The sequence below is a fragment of the Neolewinella litorea genome, from assembly GCF_004803465.1.
GTDB classification, from domain to species: domain Bacteria; phylum Bacteroidota; class Bacteroidia; order Chitinophagales; family Saprospiraceae; genus Neolewinella; species Neolewinella litorea.
Genome location: NZ_SRSF01000004.1, coordinates 348262 through 370164, shown reverse-complemented (window position 1 = coordinate 370164; position 21903 = coordinate 348262). Strand labels below are relative to the sequence as shown.

General features: G+C 61.4%; 21 protein-coding genes. 14 read left to right on the top strand and 7 right to left on the bottom strand.

The window, feature by feature from the left end:
- Positions 1 to 368 precede the first annotated feature (368 nt).
- Together E4021_RS12195 and E4021_RS12190 are read right to left on the bottom strand one after the other, a co-directional pair.
- The gene (locus E4021_RS12195; RefSeq protein WP_136459637.1) at positions 369 to 2459 is read right to left on the bottom strand and encodes a hypothetical protein; all 2091 of its coding nucleotides are present in this window, start codon (positions 2457 to 2459) and stop codon (positions 369 to 371) included.
- Positions 2460 to 2498: 39 nt separating this feature from the next.
- Positions 2499 to 3182 carry a response regulator transcription factor gene (locus E4021_RS12190; RefSeq protein ID WP_136459636.1) on the bottom strand — a complete coding sequence of 228 codons (684 nt, stop codon included), beginning with the start codon at positions 3180 to 3182 and terminating at the stop codon, positions 2499 to 2501.
- Between the two features lie 137 nt (positions 3183 to 3319).
- Here E4021_RS12190 and E4021_RS12185 point away from each other — a divergent pair, with 137 nt between their 5' ends.
- Positions 3320 to 3871: a class I SAM-dependent methyltransferase gene (locus tag E4021_RS12185; protein WP_136459635.1), complete on the top strand. Its 552-nt coding sequence runs from the start codon at positions 3320 to 3322 to the stop codon at positions 3869 to 3871.
- Positions 3872 to 3940: 69 nt separating this feature from the next.
- Here the strand turns inward: E4021_RS12185 and E4021_RS12180 are convergent, their stop codons facing one another.
- Positions 3941 to 4570 (bottom strand): peptidylprolyl isomerase, encoded by a 630-nt coding sequence (locus E4021_RS12180; RefSeq protein WP_136459634.1) that lies wholly within the window; start codon positions 4568 to 4570, stop codon positions 3941 to 3943.
- Between the two features lie 53 nt (positions 4571 to 4623).
- Positions 4624 to 5010: a hypothetical protein gene (locus E4021_RS12175; protein WP_136459633.1), complete on the bottom strand. Its 387-nt coding sequence runs from the start codon at positions 5008 to 5010 to the stop codon at positions 4624 to 4626.
- Between the two features lie 114 nt (positions 5011 to 5124).
- On the opposite strand from E4021_RS12175, the gene rfbC reads away from it, so the two are divergent.
- The 4 genes from rfbC to E4021_RS12155 all read left to right on the top strand — a co-directional run bounded on the left by rfbC (position 5125) and on the right by E4021_RS12155 (position 8713).
- Positions 5125 to 5655, top strand: coding sequence for a dTDP-4-dehydrorhamnose 3,5-epimerase (gene rfbC / locus E4021_RS12170; RefSeq protein WP_136459632.1), 531 nt, complete (start codon positions 5125 to 5127; stop codon positions 5653 to 5655).
- A 25-nt stretch (positions 5656 to 5680) separates the two neighbouring features.
- On the top strand, positions 5681 to 6091 hold the full coding sequence (locus E4021_RS12165) for a thiol-disulfide oxidoreductase DCC family protein (protein WP_136459631.1): 411 nt from the start codon (positions 5681 to 5683) through the stop codon (positions 6089 to 6091).
- A 293-nt stretch (positions 6092 to 6384) separates the two neighbouring features.
- Entirely contained in the window at positions 6385 to 7782 is a 1398-nt protein-coding gene (locus E4021_RS12160; RefSeq protein WP_136459630.1) for an MBL fold metallo-hydrolase RNA specificity domain-containing protein, read from the top strand.
- Positions 7766 to 8713, top strand: coding sequence for a hypothetical protein (locus E4021_RS12155; RefSeq protein WP_136459629.1), 948 nt, complete (start codon positions 7766 to 7768; stop codon positions 8711 to 8713). Before E4021_RS12160 ends, E4021_RS12155 begins: the two co-directional genes overlap by 17 nt.
- Here the strand turns inward: E4021_RS12155 and E4021_RS12150 are convergent, their stop codons facing one another.
- Complete coding sequence (locus E4021_RS12150) at positions 8714 to 9586, bottom strand: hypothetical protein (RefSeq protein WP_136459628.1); 873 nt, start codon at positions 9584 to 9586, stop codon at positions 8714 to 8716. It abuts the gene before it with no gap.
- A gap of 90 nt (positions 9587 to 9676) precedes the next feature.
- Here E4021_RS12150 and E4021_RS12145 point away from each other — a divergent pair, with 90 nt between their 5' ends.
- The 6 genes from E4021_RS12145 to E4021_RS12120 all read left to right on the top strand — a co-directional run bounded on the left by E4021_RS12145 (position 9677) and on the right by E4021_RS12120 (position 17483).
- Positions 9677 to 10603 (top strand): polysaccharide deacetylase family protein, encoded by a 927-nt coding sequence (locus E4021_RS12145; protein ID WP_136459627.1) that lies wholly within the window; start codon positions 9677 to 9679, stop codon positions 10601 to 10603.
- Positions 10604 to 10631: 28 nt separating this feature from the next.
- On the top strand, positions 10632 to 11720 hold the full coding sequence (locus E4021_RS12140) for an alpha/beta hydrolase-fold protein (RefSeq protein WP_136459626.1): 1089 nt from the start codon (positions 10632 to 10634) through the stop codon (positions 11718 to 11720).
- 53 nt (positions 11721 to 11773) lie between these two features.
- Entirely contained in the window at positions 11774 to 13117 is a 1344-nt protein-coding gene (locus E4021_RS12135) for a lytic transglycosylase domain-containing protein (RefSeq protein WP_136459625.1), read from the top strand.
- A 182-nt stretch (positions 13118 to 13299) separates the two neighbouring features.
- Entirely contained in the window at positions 13300 to 15021 is a 1722-nt protein-coding gene (locus tag E4021_RS12130) for a GMC oxidoreductase (RefSeq protein WP_136459624.1), read from the top strand.
- A 3-nt stretch (positions 15022 to 15024) separates the two neighbouring features.
- Entirely contained in the window at positions 15025 to 15642 is a 618-nt protein-coding gene (locus tag E4021_RS12125; RefSeq protein ID WP_136459623.1) for a gluconate 2-dehydrogenase subunit 3 family protein, read from the top strand.
- Between the two features lie 125 nt (positions 15643 to 15767).
- Positions 15768 to 17483 carry a GMC oxidoreductase gene (locus E4021_RS12120; RefSeq protein ID WP_136459622.1) on the top strand — a complete coding sequence of 572 codons (1716 nt, stop codon included), beginning with the start codon at positions 15768 to 15770 and terminating at the stop codon, positions 17481 to 17483.
- Between the two features lie 7 nt (positions 17484 to 17490).
- Here the strand turns inward: E4021_RS12120 and E4021_RS12115 are convergent, their stop codons facing one another.
- The gene (locus tag E4021_RS12115) at positions 17491 to 18735 is read right to left on the bottom strand and encodes an ABC transporter permease (protein ID WP_136459621.1); all 1245 of its coding nucleotides are present in this window, start codon (positions 18733 to 18735) and stop codon (positions 17491 to 17493) included.
- A 7-nt stretch (positions 18736 to 18742) separates the two neighbouring features.
- Complete coding sequence (locus E4021_RS12110; RefSeq protein WP_136459620.1) at positions 18743 to 19393, bottom strand: ABC transporter ATP-binding protein; 651 nt, start codon at positions 19391 to 19393, stop codon at positions 18743 to 18745.
- Positions 19394 to 19472: 79 nt separating this feature from the next.
- Between E4021_RS12110 and E4021_RS12105 the strand changes: the two genes are divergently transcribed.
- Genes E4021_RS12105 through E4021_RS12095 form a run of 3 tightly spaced genes read left to right on the top strand, consistent with a single transcriptional unit; the run spans position 19473 to position 21881 of the window.
- Positions 19473 to 20333, top strand: coding sequence for an SDR family oxidoreductase (locus E4021_RS12105; protein WP_136459619.1), 861 nt, complete (start codon positions 19473 to 19475; stop codon positions 20331 to 20333).
- Positions 20334 to 20359: 26 nt separating this feature from the next.
- The gene (tatC, locus tag E4021_RS12100) at positions 20360 to 21226 is read left to right on the top strand and encodes a twin-arginine translocase subunit TatC (RefSeq protein WP_136459618.1); all 867 of its coding nucleotides are present in this window, start codon (positions 20360 to 20362) and stop codon (positions 21224 to 21226) included.
- 43 nt (positions 21227 to 21269) lie between these two features.
- Positions 21270 to 21881, top strand: a complete 612-nt coding sequence (locus tag E4021_RS12095) for a hypothetical protein (RefSeq protein ID WP_136459617.1) — start codon at positions 21270 to 21272, stop codon at positions 21879 to 21881.
- Positions 21882 to 21903: the final 22 nt, after the last annotated feature.

Below are 21903 nucleotides of genomic sequence, written 5' to 3'. Positions count from 1 at the left end.
GACTTTTAATTTCGGAACAAATGACTATTTCAGGTAAGCAGGTAATGATGATTCTCCGCTCTTACGCTCAGCGTTTGATTTGCGGTCGATGTGGCTCTTAGTCCTCATCCGCTCCTAGTGGCAGTAGGAAGCTTCGAATAATCGACTTCTCGCAGACAGGACAGAACCTTTGCCATGCATGTCTTGCATTTTCTCCACCCGGCGGGTGGAGGTTCCGGGCGGAACATCATGGCGTAGCGTGGACCAAACTTCTATCCTGCATGCCTTCTGTCTTTTCCACCCGGCGGGTGGAGGTTCCGGCCGGCGGGTGGAGGCTTCAGTCGGACCACCCAGTCAAACCTTTTGGTTGGCTGCTGTAAGCGTAGATATCAATAACCCCCCGCCCAGCGCCGCAGTCCCCACTCCGCAGTAAACAGGGCCAGCAAGAGGAAAAAGATCCATTTCACGTTCAGCACCGAGCGGGTAGTGACGGTCTGGAACAACACCGGTTTGACCGCCTCACTGGCGGAGAGGGTGTCGGCCAGGGCGGCAAGCTGTCCGGGAAAGAGCAGGCTTCCCCCGTACCGGTCGCTTAACTGCCGCAGCAGGGCGTGGTCGGCCTCCAGGGCGTAGCGCTCCACTTCGACGGCCTGAACGCTGAAGCGGCCCTCGCTCACCAGCGCCTCCCCGTTGCTGTTGACGGTGGCCCGGTAGCGGTAATTGCCCATCGGCAGCGTACCGGCGTTGAGGGTGTAGGAGTTGTTGGTTCTGGTGAAGGTGAAGTTGTACTCTCGCCCTTCCGGCCCGGTGACCACTACGCGGGCTTCCGGTTCGTTGACCAGTTCGTAGCTGGAGTTGTACAGTTCGGCGTCCAGTTGTACCGGCTCGTTCTCGTCGAAGATATTTTCTGCAACACTGACCCGGAAACGGCGCTTGTCCTCCTGCACGGTCAGGTACTGAGCCAGTTGGCTCACCAATTCATCGAAGCGAGCGTGGTCCCCGTATTCCAGGTAATCGTACAGTCGCCACTGCCACAATCCGGCCGCGACCAACACCCCGGTGCGCCGACCGCGGTCCTCGCCCACCACCAGCAGGGGAAATTCCGTGTCCACGCGCCCGATCCGCTGGAGGAGCAGGACATTGGCTCCCGGCCCGGCCCGGAATTCCCCGAACGGAGCGGCCAGGGGGGGAAAGGTCGGCAGGGCCTGCCGGAGCTCGTCGCTCAACGTGAAGGCGCTGAAGCCCGGGGCGAGGCGGGCGGTTACCTCATTGCCCTGCACCTGCGCGCCGCCGCCCCCTACCTGGAGCAGTTCCTGCGAGGCGTTGACCATGGGAGCCGGCAGGTCCGGCCCGGTAATGAAGAGGGTGGGGATATTTTCAGCCCGCAGTGCTTCCAGGACCCGCGGAATCCGGTCGATCGCGGAGGGCAGCTGGTGCAGGATGACCAGATCGTAGTCGGCCACCCGACCCGTAAACTGGTTCCCGTAGGCGATCTCTACCTCGTTGTTGCGGCCGCCCACCAGGGATTGCCGCAGGGCACCCAGGTCGGGATGGGGCGCTGCGGCGAGAATGAGAATGGACTGGCGGGCGTCCAGCACGTCCACGAAGATGTCGCGCTGATTGTTAGCCGTACTCACCTCCCCCCCGATGGTGGAAACGGCGATGCGGTAGCGCTGGACGCCGGGGCGGTCGGCGTCGAGAATCACTTCCCGGGTGGTGAAGTAGTCGGGGCCGTCAATGGTCAGCGGTTCGGTGTGAAGAACGGTGCTGCCCGACTCCCCTACTCGGCTGACGGTCAGGAGGGTACGTTCGCCGGCGGCGTTGCGGGCACTGACATCCACTTGAATACTAAACTGGTCTTCAAGGTAGGCAATGCGGTTGTGGAACACGCGATTGATGAAGACGTCGCGGCGGCGGGTGGTGTCGCCCAGCCCCACCGTATAGACCGGCGCGCGCAGGGCGAAATCGCGGTAGGCCGGATTCGGGCCCTGATTGTAAATGCCATCGGAGGCCAACACGACCGCCCCAAGGTTCTGGTTGCCGTAGAGGTCGGCAATCTCGGTCAGTGCCGCGTCGAGGTTAGTCTGCTTGTCGGCGAAAGTGATCGCGCCTCCCTCCCGCACGCCGCTGCCGAAGGTGTAGCTCACGACGCGGTACTGCCCGGAAAGGGCGTCGCGCAGCGATTCCCATTCCGCCACGTAGGCTGTGGTGTCGGTTTCCATACCCACGGATTCGCTGACGTCCTGCGCCAGCACGATGATCGGCTCCTGCCGGTCGGTCTGCAAAAAGCGCAGCAGCGGCGCCATGAGCAATATGGCCAGCAGGGTATAGCCCGTGAACCGCAGCGCGGCCATGGCCCACACCAGCGGGCGGGCGGCCTGGATCGGAGAGCGGAAGTAGAGGAGCAGGGTAACGGCCAACCCCGCCAGCGCGCAAAGGAGCAGGTACCAGAGGGGGTAGGAAAAGGAAATATTCTCCACGGTTGCGGGTGGGTTTCGACGTGGCGGCAGCGCCGGGGGCTACTCCACGAACTTATAACCAACGCCCCGTACGCTCAGGAAGTGTGTCGGATTCTTGGGGTCCTGCTCGAAATACTTGCGGAAGGACAGGATGAAGTTGTCGATTGTCCGCGTGCTGGGGTAGACATCGTATCCCCAGACCGACTGCAGGATCTGCTGGCGGCTGACCACCTCCCCGCGCCGCTCGGTGAGCAGCTTGAGCAGCATGGCTTCCTTCTTGGTGAGGGTGAAGCTGCCCTGGTTGCCCGTGGCTTCGTAGGTGGCGAAGTTCACCTGGTTGTCGCCGAAGGTGAAAAGGTCCGGCTGCACGTCGGGCGATTTGCTGGTGCGCTCGATGAGTCGGTTGACCCGCAGAAGCAGTTCCTCGAATACGAAAGGCTTAATCAGGTAGTCGTCGGCCCCCTTCTTCAGGCCCTGGATGCGATCCTGCGCCTGATCCTTCGCGGTGAGGAAGATGATTGGCGTATCGCGGTTGGTGAGGCGCACCTGCTCCACCACCTGGAACCCATTGACTTCCGGCAGCATCACGTCGACGATCATGATGTCGAAGTGCTGTTCGCTCGCGTGCTTGAGGGCTTTGCGGCCGTCTTCGGCGGTCACCACCTCGAAATTTTCCATTTCGAAGTTGAGTTTCACGGTGTCGCGGATGTTCTCTTCGTCTTCGACCAGCAGGATACGGAGCATGGGGGTTACTTTAGCAGTTGGTACAATCGGTAGTATACAATGGTTGTTGCGTCCCGGCAAAGCGTGGACATTACCGATCGATCAGCCTTAGTAAGCTATTTTTCACGTTCTTTGTTGCTGCTGCGACGACCACCCCTATGAATAACTGGAACTTCTTTCGGGAAGCCGTAAAAAACTTTCGCTCCACCGGCGCCATCGCTCGGGCCTCCCCCGTCCTGATCAAACGCCTCATCAGCGCCATCCCCTCCGACGCACCGCTGAACGTGGTAGAGCTTGGTCCCGGAGAGGGTTGCATTACCCGTGCCTTACTGGAACGCCTTCACCCCCGCAGCCGACTCACGGCCTTTGAGATCAACCCCGCTTTCGTCCGCCGGCTTCAGGTGATCAACGATCCCCGATTGCAGGTGCTCCCGATCGGGGCCGACCGTCTTACCGACCACCTTCCCGTCGGCAGCGTCGACTTCGTCGTTTCCAGCCTGCCCCTCAGCATGATCGACCAGCAGGTCAAGGAACGCATCGTGGCGCAGTCTCGACGGGTGCTGGCCCCGAACGGACAGTTCCTTCAGTACCAGTACGCCTTGCAGGACTACGGTCTGCTCAAGGACACCTTCCCCAACGTTTCCGTGAGCTTCACGCTGGCCAATTTGCCGCCGGCGTTTGTGTACAGTTGCTCGCTGGGCTTGCTTTAGGGCGCGGCGCGCGGGTGCCGGGCCTAAGGTAGAATGCCGCGACGGTGGTTGCCCCGGCCTTGGGAGCCGCTACTTGATAATGATGTTCTCGATCACCACGTCCTCCCGCGGCCGATCGTAAGCGCCACGCTCGGCTTCGGCGATGCCTTCCACGACGTCCATGCCGCTGATCACCTCGCCGAAAACGGTGTACTCCTGGTCGAGGTCCGGCCGGCCGCCCACGGTCTTGTAGGCTTCGCGTTGGGCCTCATTGTACTGTATTCCCTTGATGCGCTCGATGTTGTCGAGGGTGTTATCGGTCTGCAGCTCTCCGGTGACGATGTAGAACTGGGATCCGCTGCTCCGTTTTTCCGGATTGGGGGTCCGGGCGGCGGCAAGCGCCCCGTACAGGTGGGGCGCGCCGATTTCCGGGTCGATCTCGTAACCGGGCCCGCCGCGGCCGAGGGGCTGGTCGGGGCCGGCACCGCGGCTCTCGGGATCACCGGCCTGCACCATGAATCCGGGGATCACACGGTGAAACAGCGTACCGTTATAGAATCCTTCCTCGGCCAGTTTGATGAAGTTTTCGCTGTGGCGCTCGGTCTCTGGGTAGAGCAAGACTTCAATGTCGCCGCGGTTGGTCTGGATGACGGCGTGGGTACCGTCGTCCGGGGAGCAGGACAGGATGGTGAGGAGTAGGGCAAAGAGGGAGTAGCGCATTGGGCAAATTTAACCTGCCCCAACGAGACCGCCCGCCGGCTCGCGGAGGTAGCCTAGCCGATGAAGCCTTCCTCCGCTTCGAGATCGCCGAAGTAGGCGATGATTTTCTCCTTCAGCAGCTCTTCCTGCCCCTTGAGGTCGGTGGGGGGGATCTTGCTGGTCAGTTCGTAGTGGGGCCAGCCGTCGTCGTCGCGGCCCAGGAAGCGGTAGTGGCCATCTTCGGCCAGCAAGCGGCAGACGGCCACGTGCATAAGGTCGCGCTTTTCCTCCTTGGTGAAGTCAGCCTGCCAGCGGCCCAGTTCCTGCACGCCGATCAGAAAAAGGAGGGCGTTCAGGTCGGGCAGGGTGTCGCGGCGAAAGCGTTCCTTGATGAGGTGCCGCACGCGTTGGTAGGCAAAGTCTTGTTCCCAGTTTTCGGGCACGAGCGTTAGGGTTGGCATGGGTTAAACAGCAGTGACGGGGTGCCCGGTACAATTTGGCACACTACCTTCGCGAAGCAAACGACCCGGGGGGCGGTTCCGGTTGACCGGGCCCCGAAAACAGCTGTAGTGCCTATGCCTTTTTCCGCTACTCCCATCCCCGATCTGCTCATTTTTGAACCACGGGTATTCGGCGACGAGCGGGGATACTTTTTTGAAAGTTTCAATGCCAAAGTGTTTCGGGAGGCGGGGGTGACCGTCGACTTCGTTCAGGATAACCAGGCCGCCAGCAACCGAGGCGTGCTGCGCGGTATGCACTTCCAGCACGGTGCTGCGGCCCAGGCTAAATTGGTACGGGTAGTGGTTGGGGAAGTCTACGATGTGACCGTGGATCTTCGTCCCGATTCTCCTACCTACCGACAGTGGTACGGCTGTTACCTCAACGATGCCAATCACCGGCAACTTTACATACCCCGGGGCTTTGCACATGGGTACGTCGTGACTTCCGAAGTGTCCGTCTTTCAGTACAAGTGCGACAACTTCTACGCTCCGGAAGCCGAGGGGGGACTGCGCTTCGATGATCCCGCCATCGGCATCACATGGCCGACGATAGAGGGCGGCTACACGGTGGCCGACCGCGACCGCAACTGGCCCCTGCTAACCTGAAGCCGGTCGCTGCTGTTTGAGCAGCATGGACACTTCCCAACCCATCCTCTTTTTCGACGGCGTCTGTAACCTGTGCAACGGCTCGGTGCGCTTCATCCTGGAACACGACCGGCGAGGGGTGCTGCGCTTCGCCAGTCTGCAGTCGGAAACCGCCGCCGAGCTGCTGCCACGTTTCGGGGTCGACCCCAAGGCCCTCAACTCCGTGGTCCTCTACGAGAACGGACGGGTCTATTCCCACAGCGACAGTGTACTGCGCACCTTCAAGTTGATGGGGGGCCCATGGGCGTACCTGTACCACCTGGGCATTGTCCCGCGCCCCCTGCGCGATTGGGTCTACAACTTTATTGGCAAGAACCGCTACCAGTGGTTCGGGAAGCGGGAGGCCTGCATGTTGCCCCGGCCGGAGTGGGAGCCCCGGTTTGTGGATGAGCGGTAGTGGCGAGTGGTGCTGGGTAGCAGACGTCGGACGTATGTCAAAATGACATACGTCCGACGTCTGCCGAAATTACAGGCTTCCGCACTAACCTTTTCTCATATTTGCGACGACAGTATAGAAAGGAGGAGCAAACTCAATTAAATAACCATCTCTAGTTGCGTAGCAGGCTCTAACACCTGGCAGTTTCCGTGAAATGGCCTGTCAGACGTCGGACGTGTGTCAGAATGGCACACGTCCGACGTCTGACAGGATGACACCCCATCAAATTCGCCGTCCCTACCTACCTTTAACCCATGACGCTTACTTTCTGCGGTGCCGCTCGTGAAGTCACCGGCTCGGCCCACCTGCTTACCCTCGACGACGGCTACAAGATCCTGCTCGACTGCGGCCTGTATCAGGGCCGGAACGACGATATGGAGCACTTCAATGAAAACTGGCGCTTCGACCCCGAGGAGATTGATGCACTCGTACTTTCCCACGCGCATATCGACCACAGCGGGCGGATCCCGAAGCTCGTCCGCGACGGATTCCGCGGCAAGATCTACAGCACCCACGCCACGCGCAGCCTATGCGCTATTCTACTGCTAGACTCCGCATTCATCCAGGAGAAGGACGCCGAGTACTTCAACCGCAAGAACAAAACATCCGACAAGACCCGCCGCCCACTCTACCGCCGCACAGACGTCAAACCCGCCATGGAACGCTTCGTCGGTCTGCCTTATAACGAATGGCAGGAGCTGCAGCCCGGCGTAGAACTGCAGTTCCGCGACGCCGGCCACATCCTTGGCAGCGCCAGCGTGACCCTGCGCATCCAGCGGGAAGACGGTCTCACCACCACCGTAGGCTTTACCGGGGACGTCGGCCGGCCCGACCGGCCCATTCTGCGCGACCCGCGACGTATGCCCACCTGCGACTACGTGATTTCCGAATCAACCTACGGAAACCGGGAACACGAGTCGCCACCCAATGAAATGCGCCGCTTCCTCGAAGTGATCCGCAACACCTGCGTGACCAAACGCGGCAAACTCCTCATCCCGGCCTTCAGCGTCGGGCGCACCCAGGAGATCGTCTATATGCTCGACCAACTGGAAAGCAGCGGGCAACTCCCCAAAATACCGGTTTTCGTCGACAGCCCCCTGGCCGTAGATGCCACCACCGTCTTCGGAGCCCACCCCGAATGCTACGACCTGGACCTCCAGGAGTACCTTTTGACGGACGACGATCCCTTCGGCTTCAGTCGCCTGACCTACACCCAGTCCGTCGACGAAAGCAAGGCGCTCAACTACCTGGACGGACCCGCCATCATCATCAGCGCCAGCGGCATGATGAACGCAGGACGCAGCAAGCACCACCTGGCCAATACGATGGGCGACCCGAAGAATACCATCTTCATCGTAGGTTACTGCGCCCCGGGAACCCCCGGCGGCAAACTCCTCGACGGCGCAGAGGGCCTCCACCTCTACGGACAGTACCACCCCCTGCGCGCCGACGTGGTGGTGATGGACTCCTTCAGTGCCCACGCCGATCGCTCGGAACTGATCAATTTCCTGAACGGACAGCAGGAAACCTGCGAAAAGGTCTTCCTCGTCCACGGCACCTTTGACCGGATGGAGCCCTTCGGAGAAAGCCTTACTCAGGCCGGTTTCCGGGAAGTGATTATCCCCGAACTGGGCGATGAGGTGCATCTGTAGCCTCCTGCTGCTGTTGGCCTTCAGTTGCGGGGCGGAGAACATCCCCCCACCCCGCTACGCCTTCTACCACTGGCAAACGGATCTCACTCTGCCGCCCAACCGCCTTGCGGACTACGACGTACAGCGCCTGTACATTAAGGCTTTCGACATCAGCTGGACCGACGGACAACCCCAGCCCTCGGCGCTGCTGGTTACCGGCCAGGACAGTCTGCCCCGCGAAGCCGTCCCCGTGGTATTCATCACCAACGAAGTCTTCGCGCACCCGGCACCCTCGCTCATACCGGACCTGCTGACCCTCCTGGAGGAAGTTTTTCCCTATCCCTACACCGAACTGCAGATCGACTGCGACTGGACGGCCGGCACCCGCGACGCTTACTTCTCCTTCCTGCAGGCCCTCCGCGATGCCACCGGCCTAACCATCAGCTGTACGGTACGCCTCCACCAGTACCGCGACCGAAAGCTACAGGGCATACCCCCCGTCGACCGCGCCGTGCTGATGGCCTATAACACCGGCGACCTGGAACGCTGGGAAACGGACAACAGCATCGTCGACCCAACCATCATCGCGCAGTATGTGGAGAATCAACCGCCCTACCCTCTACCCCTCGACCTCGCGGTGGCCGCCTACGACTGGGCGGTGGTCTACCGCCAGGGTCGACTCGCCTATCTCATCAACGAACCCGATCTCCGGGAACTCGCGGACACTTTTCGCTTCACCCCCCTCTCCCGGGGGCGCTATCAAGTAGACAGTTCCACCTACTACGGTGGGTTGTACCTCTACCGGTCCGATATGATCCGCCACGAAGTAGCCGACACGGCCCTCGCCCGCCGCCTCGGCCGGGACTTGTGGCCGCGCATCGCCAATCCGGGCAGCCGTTACCTGATCTATTATCGCATCGGCAGCCGGCAATGGAATAATTCCGGTAACTGATCAGCGCCGTATCCGCCGCGCCATCGCGTGTCGCCGGATGTGGGTGGCCTCGGCGGCGATGTACAGGTACTCATCATCGTAGATGCCCACCGCCTCGTGTTGGGTGGGCAGCGCCCAGGCCAGGTTGCGCCGTTTCAGGTCGCCGGTGAAGAAGCGGTCATTCACGTAATCGCTCAGGGTAATAAGTGAGGCGGCACCCGTGGGAAAAAAGCCCAGCAGCCGACGATAGTTATAGGATACGAGGTAGAGTTGCCGCGATTCGCGGTCGAGCGCGGCCCCCGTGATCACCCGCCGGGGCAGGTAGAGGCTGTCGACCAGCTCCGCCGTATAGGCTCCGGGTGCGGCCGGCAAGCGGAAGTGATAGATGTAAAACGGTCGTTCTTTGTACAGGATATCCTTCGTGAAGAGGTGGAGGTAACCGTTACTGGCCACCATGGCCTCGCAGTCGTAATTACCCCGCACCAGCCGCCCGCCGCCATCCTGTCCGGGATAGGTATAGCGGATGGAGTCCGTCTTTCCGGTTTCGCGATTATAGCGGTAGATCATTGCCTGTTGCCGTTGCCCGGTGTTGTTGCCGAAGTCGCCCACGTACAGCAATCCATCCTCGTCGGCGCAGACGTCTTCGTAGTCCACGGCCCGCGCCTCCAGGGTATCGATGGCCATTAGTCGCCCCCGCAGGTCAGTAGTATAAAGGTAGGGGCCGTCGCCGCTGTCGTTGTGCCAGATCATCCGCTGCCCGTCAACCACCAGTCCGGAAGCCTCATTGAGCACCGGCGGCAGACGAATTTTCCGCGGCAGGTCGGGTGCACCGCAGCCCGTCATGACCAGAAGGAGGGCGGGGACGCAGGTGCAAAGGAATTTACCAGGGAACATGCCGGCATGGGGGGTTAGGCGGCCAAAGATAACATCGCTACTGTATCCACTTTTCGGAGTGCCCCGGCTATCTTGGAGCAAAATTCGACCATGCGCCTGTTCTGCTGCCTTGCCTTTCTCCTTTTCGCCGGCCCGCGGTTGTCCGCTCAGAGCCTCGCCTCCATCCTGGGCTACGGCCCCGATGAAAAACTGCTGATCGTACACGCCGATGACCTCGGGGTTACCCACGCCACCAACCAGGGCAGCTTCCAGGCCCTCGACGGCGGCAACGTGAGCAGCGCGAGCATCATGGCCAATACGCCCTGGCTGCCGGAGGTTGCCCGCTACGCCGTAGCCAATCCCGACGCCGACCTGGGCATGCACCTCGTGCTCACCAGTGAGTGGCGCGACCTGAAATGGGGCAGCGTAGCCAGCGCCGACCGCGTATCGAGTCTGCTGGATTCTACGGGTTACCTGCGACCGGGCTGCGCCGAAATGGCCCGTACCGCCAAGCCCGAGGAAGTAAGGACCGAGATCAAAGCCCAGATCGAAAAGGCCCGCGCGTTGGGCATCAACCCTACTCACCTGGATTCCCACATGGGCTGCCTGGCCGCCACGCCCGAACTCTTCCGGGTATACCTGGAGACGGGTCGGGAATACGGCCTGCCCATCCTGATCAGCCAGAACCGCCTGGAGGGCATGGACCCGGCCTATCGCCAAGCGATTACCAACGAGGATCTGGTGGTGGACAATCTATTTACGGCCGGTGAGCCCGATTACGAGATGGGGCTGGAAACCTACTACCGCGATCAGCTCGCGGACCTGCCCGCCGGGGTGAACGTCCTGCTCATCCACACCGCCCTGGACGGAGCCGAAAGCGCCGGAATGGCCGGCGGCGTAGTGGGCTGGGGCAATCGCTGGCGACAGCTGGACTACAACTTCTTTTCCAGCCAGGAATTCGCCGACCTGCTGGAAGAGGAAGGTATCCGCCTGATCACCTGGCGTCAGCTGGCAGAGCGGTGGAAGGAGAAGCGGTAGTTACCTTTGCGCCGCTACCCCTAACCCTATGCCCCAGCGGACCCTCAAACTGATCACCACCACCGACGACGAACGCCCGGTTTACGTCGCCGGAACCTTCAACGACTGGAACGCCCGCGACGAGGCCTACCGCATGGAACCCGGTGACCGGCCGGGAACTTACCGCCGCAAGTTTCATTTCTCCGACGACGTCCATAAGGTAGAATACAAGTACACCCGCGGCGGCTGGGAATCGGTCGAGCTCGGCCATTACCAGGAAAGCGCCCTGAACCACCTGCGGTACACCCACGACCACTGGCTCGTACCCGACCGGGTGGAAAACTGGGGTAGTTCGGAACTCGTGTACCTCAGTGAACTCCTGCCAATCATCGAGGTGATCGACGAGAATTTTGAAATTCCGGAGCTCATCCGTACGCGGCGGGTAGCGGCACTCCTGCCCCACGATTATTATACTTCCGGCAAGCGGTATCCGGTGCTCTATTTACAGGACGGTCAGAACCTCTTCGACGACTACGCGCCCTACGGGAGCTGGGGGGTCGACAAGCGCCTGGCCAGTCTGTCCGAACAGGGCATGGGCGACCTGATCGTGATCGCCATCGACCACGCGCACGCCAAGCGCGTGAGTGAATTCACGCCCTCATTCAAGACGCGTCTGGGCCGCGGGGAAGGCCGGAAGTATACCCGCTTCTTGGTGGAGCAGCTGAAACCCTTCATCGACGGGCATTTCCGGACCCTGCCCGAACCCGAGCACACCGGTATCGGCGGCAGCTCTCTCGGCGGACTGATCAGTATTTACGCTGGCATCATGTACCCCGAGACCTACCAAAAACTGATGGTCTTCAGTCCGAGCCTGTGGGTCACCCCGGACATCCCCTTCACCCTCATGAAGCTCACCCACCAGTACCGGGGCCGCATGTACCTCTACGGCGGCGAGGCGGAAAGCGCTACCATGGTTCCGAACATGGAACGTTTCAAGGAACAGTTGCTGAGCCAGAGCGACGCGTCCTCACTGGAAATTGAAATGGCCGTCGACCCCCTGGGCCAGCACAACGAGGCACGGTGGGGCAAGGAATTCCCCAAAGCTATCCGGTGGTTGTTTTATCCGGAGAAAGCCTGAGGTAAATTTTCTATCTTTGGCGAAATCGCCCCAGACCCTCCGATAATTCCGGCTTGAACACCCTGTACCGCCTGTTACTGCTGCTTTTCCTGTGCCAGCCCCTTGGGGCCACGGGGACTTCCCTGGCCGAGGCCGAGCGGCAGGCGCGGACCATAATGGAGCTCAGCCGTGAAGAAGTGGAGGCCCGGCTGGCGGCCTTCGATCCCTCCCTGTTAGAGTACCGGGTGGACGATGCGGTTTACCGGCGCATCGTCAATTATCTGCAGGACTGGCCCATTTCAAGCGGACGTATGCTGGCGCGGTCGGCCCGCTTCTACCCCATCTTCGAGGAGCAGTTGCGCGATGCAGGCCTGCCCCTGGAACTCAAGCACCTGAGCATCGTAGAGAGTGCCCTCCGTTCCTGGGCCATAAGTCCGGTAGGCGCCGGCGGCTTGTGGCAGCTAATGCCGGCGACGGCCCGCGAACTGGGCCTGATCGTCAATCACGAACTGGACGAGCGTCTGGACCCCGCCCTGGGCTGTGCCGCCGGACTGGATTACCTGAAAATACAGTACGAGCGATACGGCGACTGGGCCCTGGCCCTGGCAGCCTACAATTCCGGACCGGGCAACGTGAACCGGGCGATTCGCCGTTCCGGCAGTCGCGACTACTGGAAGTTGCGCCGCTTCCTCCCCCGCGAGACGCGGCATTACGTTCCCAACTTTATTGCGGCGGTATTTCTGATGAATTACCACCACCATTACGGCCTGCCAGCTACGCCCCTGCCCCTTGACCAGCAGCTGGTGGAGCGCGTAACGGTCTACCGCAGGATGAGCCTCTTCCAGGTGGCTCTCGTGACGGGACTGCGCCCCGAGGTGGTGCTGGAAATGAACCCACAGTACATCCGCGGCTACCTACCCGGGCTGCGCGGCGGCCACCAACTTATGGTACCCAAGCGGGTAGTGCCGGCGCTGCGTGACTACCTGGACCGTTTTCCGCGCAATTTACCCGAGGAAGCCGTTGCTCTTCCCTGGACCCACCCCCGCGCCGGGCGGGGCGAGCTGGCACCCAATCGTTACTACCACCGTTACGAGATTACCGTAGAAGAAGGCGACACCACCGCCCGGCAGGTGGCTGCCCGCTTTGGGATCCCCGTGGATCAGTTGCTAGTATGGAGCGAGCGCGGGGAACTGGACACGCTTTCAGCCGGAGACCTATTATACTACTACGACGTCGATCTTTACCGGCCGCTCGATCCCCGCATCCTCGACCGCCGGCCACCCGCCCCCCAACTTTTGGTTTACGATCCAGAGCGGCTGGGCAAAGCGCTGCACCGGCATTTCCATCCGCTTCCCGCCCCCACCCAGGCGCCCGCCCCGACGGTGCGCCGCCGCTGGTGGGAAGTCCTCAAGCTGTAACCCCGCAGGGCCGGCCGCGCCGCCACCGATACGGCGCCTGCGCTCCGACGGCTATGTATGACGCAGCCTATTAAGGGGTAAGTCCGGCAATTGACGGTGAAAAGATTCCCCGCATGCCCCGAGTGCCGAAACATTATCGTTAATTTACGGCCCCTCCGAGGGGGCGAAAACAAATCGATCATATGAAATTCAATTCTCAGGGTGACGAAGAAGTTACCTACGACGCCATCGTCGTCGGAACGGGCATCAGCGGAGGCTGGGCCGCCATGGAACTGACGAAGAAAGGGCTGAAAACACTGGTGCTCGAAAAGGGGCGCATGGTTCAGCACGGCGACTACCCTACGGCCAGCCTTGACACCTGGGACATGGAGCTGCAGAATAACGTCTCCGCCGAGGAAATCGAAAAGCACTATTACAAGCAGAACCGCACTGGCTACACCGTGAAGCCGCAGAGCAAGCACTGGTTTGTAAAGGACGACGAGCACCCCTACGGGGAGACCGAGCGTTTCGACTGGATGCGCGGCTACCACGTCGGCGGCCGCTCCATCATGTGGGGCCGGCACAGCTACCGCTGGAGCGACATGGACTTCACCGCCAACGCGCGGCAGGGCATCGCCACTCCGTGGCCCGTCGGCTACGCCGAAATCGACCCCTGGTACACCTACGTCGAGACCTTCGCGGGCATCAGCGGGGAGAAACTTGGCCTCTCGCAATTGCCCGACGGCAACTTCCTGCCCATGATGCCGCTGAACTGCGTCGAGGACCAGGTCCGCAAGGGTGTCGCCGAAAACATGGGCGGCCGGGTCGTCACCGCCGGTCGCGTGGCTCACCTCACCGCTTACGACCCCAGTGTCCACCTCGGCACCCGGGGTGCCTGTCAGTTCCGCAACCGCTGTATCCGGGGTTGTCCTTACGGCGGCTACTTCAGCAGCGTTTCTTCCACGATCCCCGTGGCGCAGGAGACGGGCAACATGACGCTTCGCCCGAACAGCTCGGTCTACAGCCTGATCTACGACAAGGAAGCCAAGCGCGCCAAAGGCGTGCGCTTCCGCGATACTACCACCGGCGAGGACCACGAAGCCTTTGCCAAGGTGATCTTCCTGTGCGCTTCGGCCATCCCCAGCTCCTTCATCGTGATGAATACCGAGCACGAGGAGGGCGTAACGATGGACACCAGCGGTGAGCTCGGCGGCAACATCATGGACCACCACTTCCGCGTGGGTGCCTCGGGTGCTACCGACGACTTCGGCGACAAGATCGAGAAGGGACGCAAGCCCAATGGCGTGTACATTCCCCGCTACCAGAACCTCGGCGACCGCAACAGCAAGAAGGACTACCTGCGCGGCTTCGGCTACCAAGGCGGTGCCGGTCGCGGCGGCTGGAGTCATACGGTCCGCGAAATGAACGTCAAGGTGGGTCCGGAACTGAAGGAGGCCCTGATCCGGCCCGGCAAGTGGACGATGGGGCTTACGGCCTTCGCCGAAACCCTGCCCGACACCAACAACCGCATGACCATCGACCGCAACAAGCTTGACAAGGACGGTCTGCCCACCCTCGTCTTCAACGCCAAGTGGGGAGAAAACGAGTACGCCATGGTCGACGATATGATGAACGACGCGGCCGAAATGCTCGAAGCCGCGGGCCTGAAGGACGTGAGCACCTACAATGCCCACTCTTATCCCGGTCTCGGTATCCACGAGATGGGCATGGCCCGCATGGGCAGCAGCCCTTCCAACAGCGTAGTGGACAAGCACAACCGCCTGTGGGCCGCCCCGAACGTCTACATGACCGACGGTGCCTTCATGACTTCCGCGGCCTGCGTGAACCCGTCCCTGACCTACATGGCCTTCACCGCCCGCGCCGCGGACCACGCCGTCAATGAACTTAAAAAGATGAACATCTAAGCGATGAAAAGAAGAGAATTACTGCGGTATACCGCTTACGTAACCGGTTGGGCCATCAGCGCTCCCGTCGCCTCCGCCCTCCTGGCGGGCTGTAAGCGCGACGAAGCCGTGGCGGCCGGCGAGGCCACCTACTCGCCCAACTTCTTCAACGAGGAGGAATACCGCTTCATCACCAAGCTTTCGGACACCATGATCCCGACGACCGACACCCCGGGCGCCGTGGACGTAGGCGTACCGGAAATTATCGACAAGATGGTCGGTCAGGTCTACGACGAAGAGGCCCGCACCAACTTCCGTGACGGCCTGAAGGAACTGATGCGCCGCATGGACGCCGACGAGACCAACGGACCATTCTCGGATATGGAAAGCGAGCAGTCGCTCGTGTTCCTCCAGGACCAGGACCTCCACTACAAGGATCCCGACACCTCCTGGGACACCGTACCCGACGTGGAAGCCAACGCCCGCAACGTGTACTTCGACCTCAAGTCGCAAATCGTCGGTGCCTGGTTCAACAGCGAACCCATCGGCACGGAAGTACTGGCCTACCTGCCCGTACCCGGCGAGTACATCCCCTGCGGCGACCTGCAGGAACTCACCGGTGGCGTAGCCTGGGCCATCTAGGGCCGGGGCTTTCGTTCACCAGCGTCATTTCACCATGGGGTTAGATCAGTTGGAAACCGGGAATACGCCGGACTTCCGATCGATCTAACCCCTTCTTTCTATCGACTACCCTCACTCCCCCTTTCATGCGCTTCAATTCACAAGGACAGGAAGAAGTCACCTACGACGCCATCGTCATCGGCTCCGGCATCAGCGGCGGCTACGCGGCCATGGAACTTTGCCGCAAGGGCTACCGCGTACTCATGCTCGAACGCGGGCGCATGGTGGAGCACGGGGAGTACCCCACCGCCAACCTGGATTCCTGGGACCTGGAATACCAGGGGCGGGTGCCGCGGGAAGAAATAGCCGCCCACTACTACAAGCAAAATCGGCTTTCGTGGTGGGTGAACCAGGATAACAAGCCCTGGATCGTCAAGGACGATGAGTACGACTACGAGGAAAAGCAGCGCTTCGACTGGATCCGCGGGCATCATGTGGGCGGCCGCTCGATCATGTGGGGACGGCACTGCTACCGCTGGAGCGACCTCGACTTTGAAGCCAACCTCAAGGAAGGCATTGCCGTCGACTGGCCCATCCGCTACGCCGATATCGAGCCGTGGTACACTTACGTGGAAAAATTCGTCGGGGTACAGGGCAAAAAAGAGGGCCTCGCCCACCTGCCCGACGGGGAATTCCTGCCGCCCTTCGACCTGAATTGCGCGGAAGACCACTTCAAACAAGCGGTGGAAAGCGCCTTTCCCGAGCGCCGAATCACCCCGGGGCGAACGGCCAACCTCACCAAATACATCCCGGAACTGCACCACGGCACGCGCGGGCAGTGCCAGGCCCGCAACCGCTGCTGGCGCGGATGCCCCTACGGCGGGTATTTTTCCAGTCTATCGTCCACCATTCCGGTAGCCAACGACACCGGAAACCTGACCTTGCTGGCCAACAGCATCGTACACTCCATCATCTTCGACGACGCCACCCAGAGCGCTACGGGCGTAAGGGTGATCGACGCGGAAACCAAGGAGACGCGGGAGTACTTCAGCCGGGTGGTCTTTTGCAATGCCAGCACCATCGGCTCCACCGCCATCCTGCTCAACAGCAAATCGGAGCGCTTCCCCGACGGCCTGGGCAACGACAGCGGCGAGCTCGGCCACAACCTCATGGACCATCACTACGGTATGGGTGGCTCGGCGACCTTCGGCGGGATGCAGGACAAGTACTACAAGGGCCGCAAACCCAACGGCGGATTTTACATCCCCCGCTTCCGGAACATTGACGCCGCCACCCGGCAACCCGACTACCTGCGCGGCTTCGGTTACCAGGGCGGCATGAGCCGGGCCACCAACATCGACGCTCCCTTCGGACCGGATTTCAAGCGGGCCATCACCGAACCCGGCGAATGGCGCTTCCGGGCCACCTGCTTCGGAGAACTGCTGCCCTACCACGAGAACAAGATGGAACTGAGCAAGGACAAGGTCGACCAGTACGGCATGCCGGTGCTTGTCTTCGATGCCGGCCTCAAGGAAAACGAGCGCAAGTTGCGGGAAGACGGCGTGCAGTGTCTAGCCGAAATGATGGAGGCCGCCGGCTTCAAGGACATCGAGACCCACAACAACCCCACCGCCGTGGGTGCCGCCATCCACGAAATGGGTACCGCCCGCATGGGTCGCGACCCCCGCACCAGCGTACTCAACCAGTGGAACCAGGTACACGCCGTACCGAACATCTTCGTGACCGACGGCAGCTTTATGGTGAGTTCCGGCACGCAGAACCCCTCGATCACCTACATGGCCATGACCGCCCGGGCGGTGGACTATATGGACAAGCAACTGCGCAAGGAAGGCACCCTCTAACCACCGGCTACCGTCCCGCCAAAGTCTGGTGTACGTCAGTCCGGGCGGCCCGTCGGGCCGGCACCAGTGAGGCCAGGGCACCCACCACCACGGCCGCCAGCAGGATCCAGGCTTCTTCGGGTAAAAAGACCAGCGCGCGGAAGTCGTAGCGGTAATTTTCCGAGAAATACCGGGCGATCAGGGCAAGCCCCAGGTGGCTCAGGGCAAGCCCCAGCAGGGCACCGGCCACGGCCGTCAAGGTGCCTTCCAGGAGCAGGAGGCCGAACAGCTTGCCCGGACCGGCACCCAGACTCCGCAGCAGCGCCAGCTCACCCCGCCGGCGATCGAGGCTGCTGTAAAGTCCGATGAAAATGCTCAGGATACTCACCCCAACCACCACGTAGCCCAGTTGCCGGAGTATCTGCTCCCCTTGCCCCACCGTCGCGTACAGTTCGGCGAGTTGAATGCTGGGGGTCACGGCCTGCAATTCGGTGTTCTCGTTGATGCTGCGCTGCATATTTAGTCCGGCCACGCTGGTGCCCCGGAAGCGGAGGAGCACGGAGGTGATGGATTCATCGGTGTAGTCGGTCAGGGGGGCGTTGACGTCGTAATGGCTTTTTTGGTGGTCCTCGGCCGCGTGATCGTGGGTATCGTGTACCGCCCAGAGGCTTTCATTGGGGGTGAGCAGAATAAGGTCGGCCACCGTGCCGCTCGGGGCCAGGATACCGGTGATGCGGAAGCTTGGCGCCTCCCGGTGGGTGAGGTCGTCGTCTTCGATCAGCCCGTGACTGCTCTGGAAGGTATCCCCCACTTCGAGATTCAGTTCCCGGGCCACGGTGGCCCCGGCAACCACGTCCATCACCTCCGACCACATTTCCCCCTCCGCCAGCGTGGCACTGTAAAGTTCGAGAAACCTGGGCCGGGTACCAACGATGCGGCGGCCGCGGTACGAATCGCCTAGTGAGAGGGGTACCCCGAGTTCGATGTAGGGGTGGGCGGGATTAAGGAAGGGCTTGACGGCATCGAGCGGAACGTTCCCGGTAGGGGAACTGATATGGTACATGCTCGACATCATCAGTTGCAGGGGGCTGCCCTTGGCGCCTACGACCAGGTCGATGCCCGCCAGATTGCGGTCGAATTGCTGCTCCAGTTGCCAGTTCAGCAGCAGGATGATGCTGATGAGTCCGGCGCCCAGGGCGGCCAGGATGACGCTGAGCAGGGTGCTCCAGGGCCGGTAGAGAAGGTTGCGCCACGCGAGGGAGAAAAGGGACATGGCGGATTCAGTTGTGGATGGATTGCTGGGCCAGGTCGACCACCTGCCGGAAATCACCGCGGAGGCGTTCGTCGTGGGTCACCACCACCAGGGCAGCACCGAGTTCGGAGGCGCGCTCCCGCAGGAGGGCGCTCACGCGGGCGGCGTTGCGGTTGTCTAGGGCGCTGGTGGGCTCGTCAGCCAGGATAAGTTGAGGGCGGTTGACCAGGGCGCGGGCGATGGTGACGCGTTGCTGTTCGCCGACGCTGAGCCGACCGGGGTGGCGATCAGCGTAGTCGTCCATGCCCAGGAGGTGGAGGGTTGACTGCAGGAGCTCCCGGTCCGGCGGCAGGCCGGCCGTCCGGCGGGCAATGGCCAGGTTCTCCAGGACGGTGAGGGCTTCCAGGAAGTATGGCCGCTGAAAGACCAATCCGATGTTGCGGCCGCGGAAACGGTCGAGTTTCGAGCCCCGCAGCGCGGCGTAATCCACGCCGTCGAGTTCGGTGCGGCCGCCGGATGGACTGAGCACACCCGCCAGGAGGTGCAGCCAGGTGGACTTTCCCGCCCCGCTAGGGCCCAGCAGCAAGAGGGTACCCGCGCGGTCGACCCGGAGATCGGGGAAGCGGAAGGTAGTGGAGGAATCCGGGTAACGGTACGTAAGGTCCTGGGTGATCAGCACATCGTAAATGTACAATGTGCGCCGCTAGCTGCGGCCAACAACCGCCCCCGCCCCCTGCGCGTTACGTCTGCCAGAGGCTATGCGAAACAAAACTGTACTCATCACGGGCGCCAATGACGGCATTGGGCGGGCCACCGCCGAACGCCTCGCCAGGAAGGGAGCCCACCTGGTGCTTGCCTGCCGCAATGAGACAAGTGCTCAGCATACCGCCGACTGGCTGGTGGAACACACTGGCAACCGTAACATCGACACCCTACCGCTCGATTTGTCCAGCCTGCGCAGCGTGCGGGACGCCAGCGAGATCTTCCTGGCCGATTACCCCCGTCTGGACGTGCTGATCAACAACGCCGGCATCTACTGTGAATCGCTGGAACTGACTGAGGACGGCTACGAACTGCAGTTCGGGGTCAACCACCTGGGCCATTACCTGCTAACCCTTAATCTGCTCCCGGCGATGCAGTGCGCCAACATCTGTAGCCGCGTGATCAATGTATCAAGCGCCCTGCACACGAAGGGGGGAATAGACTTCGGCAATCTCCGGGGGGAACGGGGGCCCGGGGCCTACGACGGTACCGCAGCCTACGCCCAGAGCAAGCTGGCCAACATCCTCTTTACCAAGGAACTGAACCGCCGCCACGGCAGCGAACTCACAACCAATTGCCTGCACCCGGGCGTGGTGGGGACTTCCCTCGCCAGCAAAAAGGGCAAATTTTTTACCCGCGCCATCTGGTCGCTCTACAAACCTTTCGCGCGCACGCCGGAGCGGGGGGCCGACACGAGCGTGTACCTGGCCAGCAGTCCGGAAGTCCGTGAGGTCTCCGGCCGCTATTTCAACCCCACGCAGTGCCTGGTGAAGCCTTCGCCCACCGCCTGTAATGAGCAACTTGCCCGACGCCTCTGGGAATACAGCGAGACGGCCGTTCGGGATTTTCTACTCTAATCTTTACTAGGTAGTACCTTCGCCCCATGCCACTGGATCAACAGGATGTAGACACTTGGAAGTACGACGAGGCCGGTAAGCCCGTCCCGGAAATCGAAAAGGAAATGTCCTTCGTCGATCACCTGGAAGAACTGCGGTGGCACGTCATGCGCGCCCTGATCGCGATTTGCGTCGCCGGTATCTTGCTCTTCGTTTTCAACGACTTTTACTTCACCTACGTCCTTTACGGACCGCTGCGGGAAGACTTTCTCAGCTACCGCATGTTCTGCCGCCTTTCCGATTTTCTCGGTACCGGCGCGGCGCTATGCTTCCATCCGCCTACGGTGCTGGTGCAAGCCACGGAGTTCGGCGAGCAGTTCATTACGGCCGTGAAGATGGCCTTCGTAGGCGGTTTCGTGCTGTCGTTTCCCTATGTGTTCTACGAGATCTGGTCGTTCGTACGCCCGGGCCTTTATCCCGCCGAGCAAAAGGCCACGCGCTGGGTCATTCTCATCTGTTCTTTCCTGTTCTTCGTGGGCGTGTCTTTCGGCTTCTTCGTCGTGGCTCCCTTCGGCACCAACTTCCTGATGGGCTTTGAAGTCGGCGGGACGGTCAACCAGCCTAAAATGGACTCGGTCATCAGCTACATGATCATGTTTACGCTGCCGGCCGCCCTGATCTTTGAATTGCCGGTGCTCATCTATTTCCTGGCGAAGTTCGGGCTCATTACGGCGGAATCGATGCGGCAGTACCGCCGCCACAGTTTCATCGGCATCCTGATATTGTCGGCCGTGCTTACGCCGCCCGACGTCGTGACCCAGATCCTCATCGCGGTTCCGCTGTACACCCTTTACGAAATCTCCATCTTTGTCGCCAAGCGCGCCCAGCGCGAATACGAGGCCTCCCTGAAGTAGTCGGGGGCGGCAAGCGCGGGTGCCGTGTAAAAACCAATAAGCCATGTTCATCATACCTCCCTATATCCGATTTGCGCTCATCGCCGCGGGTGTTGTCGGCGGCGTCGCCCTCTGGATCGCCTTCGGGTTCTGGTACGGCTTCCCCTTCCTGCTGGCCGGAATCATCCTCCTGATCGGTTACATCTTTCTGGGCACCGTGGGTCCGGCCGCCAAGGCCGTGCAGGCGCAGGACTTCGACCGGGGCGAGAAACTCCTCAACCTGACCCTCAAACCCGAGTGGCTCTACAGTGCCAACCGGGCCTTCTACTACATGATGCGCGGCACCATCGCCCTGAGCCGCAAGGACCTGAACGCCGCCGAGGGCTGGCTCAAGCAAGCCGACTCCATCGACGTGCCCACGGCCAACGAAAAGGCCATGCTTAAACTGCAACTGGCTCAGATCGAAGCCAACCGCCGCAATTTCGGAGCCGCCAAGAAATACCTCAAGGCCGCCAAGGAAACCAACGTCAAACTGCCCCAGATCACCGAGCAAATCGACATGCTCGACACCGCCCTCAAGCAATCCGGACAGGTAAAAGCCGCACAACGCATGGGCAAGGAAGGTCACCAGATGATGGCCCGTGGGGGGAAGCGGCGGCGGCCTAAGGGACGGTAAGGGTTTAGGATTTACAATTTAC

What these genes read in the sequence shown, in the direction of transcription:
- E4021_RS12190 (WP_136459636.1), bottom strand. Translation starts at nt 3,182, where the DNA reads ATGCTCCGTATCCTGCTGGTCGAAGACGAAGAGAACATCCGCGACACC.
- E4021_RS12185 (WP_136459635.1), top strand. Translation starts at nt 3,320, where the DNA reads ATGAATAACTGGAACTTCTTTCGGGAAGCCGTAAAAAACTTTCGCTCC.
- E4021_RS12180 (WP_136459634.1), bottom strand. Translation starts at nt 4,570, where the DNA reads ATGCGCTACTCCCTCTTTGCCCTACTCCTCACCATCCTGTCCTGCTCC.
- E4021_RS12175 (WP_136459633.1), bottom strand. Translation starts at nt 5,010, where the DNA reads ATGCCAACCCTAACGCTCGTGCCCGAAAACTGGGAACAAGACTTTGCC.
- rfbC (WP_136459632.1), top strand. Translation starts at nt 5,125, where the DNA reads ATGCCTTTTTCCGCTACTCCCATCCCCGATCTGCTCATTTTTGAACCA.
- E4021_RS12165 (WP_136459631.1), top strand. Translation starts at nt 5,681, where the DNA reads ATGGACACTTCCCAACCCATCCTCTTTTTCGACGGCGTCTGTAACCTG.
- E4021_RS12160 (WP_136459630.1), top strand. Translation starts at nt 6,385, where the DNA reads ATGACGCTTACTTTCTGCGGTGCCGCTCGTGAAGTCACCGGCTCGGCC.
- E4021_RS12155 (WP_136459629.1), top strand. Translation starts at nt 7,766, where the DNA reads ATGAGGTGCATCTGTAGCCTCCTGCTGCTGTTGGCCTTCAGTTGCGGG.
- E4021_RS12150 (WP_136459628.1), bottom strand. Translation starts at nt 9,586, where the DNA reads ATGTTCCCTGGTAAATTCCTTTGCACCTGCGTCCCCGCCCTCCTTCTG.
- E4021_RS12145 (WP_136459627.1), top strand. Translation starts at nt 9,677, where the DNA reads ATGCGCCTGTTCTGCTGCCTTGCCTTTCTCCTTTTCGCCGGCCCGCGG.
- E4021_RS12140 (WP_136459626.1), top strand. Translation starts at nt 10,632, where the DNA reads ATGCCCCAGCGGACCCTCAAACTGATCACCACCACCGACGACGAACGC.
- E4021_RS12130 (WP_136459624.1), top strand. Translation starts at nt 13,300, where the DNA reads ATGAAATTCAATTCTCAGGGTGACGAAGAAGTTACCTACGACGCCATC.
- E4021_RS12125 (WP_136459623.1), top strand. Translation starts at nt 15,025, where the DNA reads ATGAAAAGAAGAGAATTACTGCGGTATACCGCTTACGTAACCGGTTGG.
- E4021_RS12120 (WP_136459622.1), top strand. Translation starts at nt 15,768, where the DNA reads ATGCGCTTCAATTCACAAGGACAGGAAGAAGTCACCTACGACGCCATC.
- E4021_RS12115 (WP_136459621.1), bottom strand. Translation starts at nt 18,735, where the DNA reads ATGTCCCTTTTCTCCCTCGCGTGGCGCAACCTTCTCTACCGGCCCTGG.
- E4021_RS12105 (WP_136459619.1), top strand. Translation starts at nt 19,473, where the DNA reads ATGCGAAACAAAACTGTACTCATCACGGGCGCCAATGACGGCATTGGG.
- tatC (WP_136459618.1), top strand. Translation starts at nt 20,360, where the DNA reads ATGCCACTGGATCAACAGGATGTAGACACTTGGAAGTACGACGAGGCC.
- E4021_RS12095 (WP_136459617.1), top strand. Translation starts at nt 21,270, where the DNA reads ATGTTCATCATACCTCCCTATATCCGATTTGCGCTCATCGCCGCGGGT.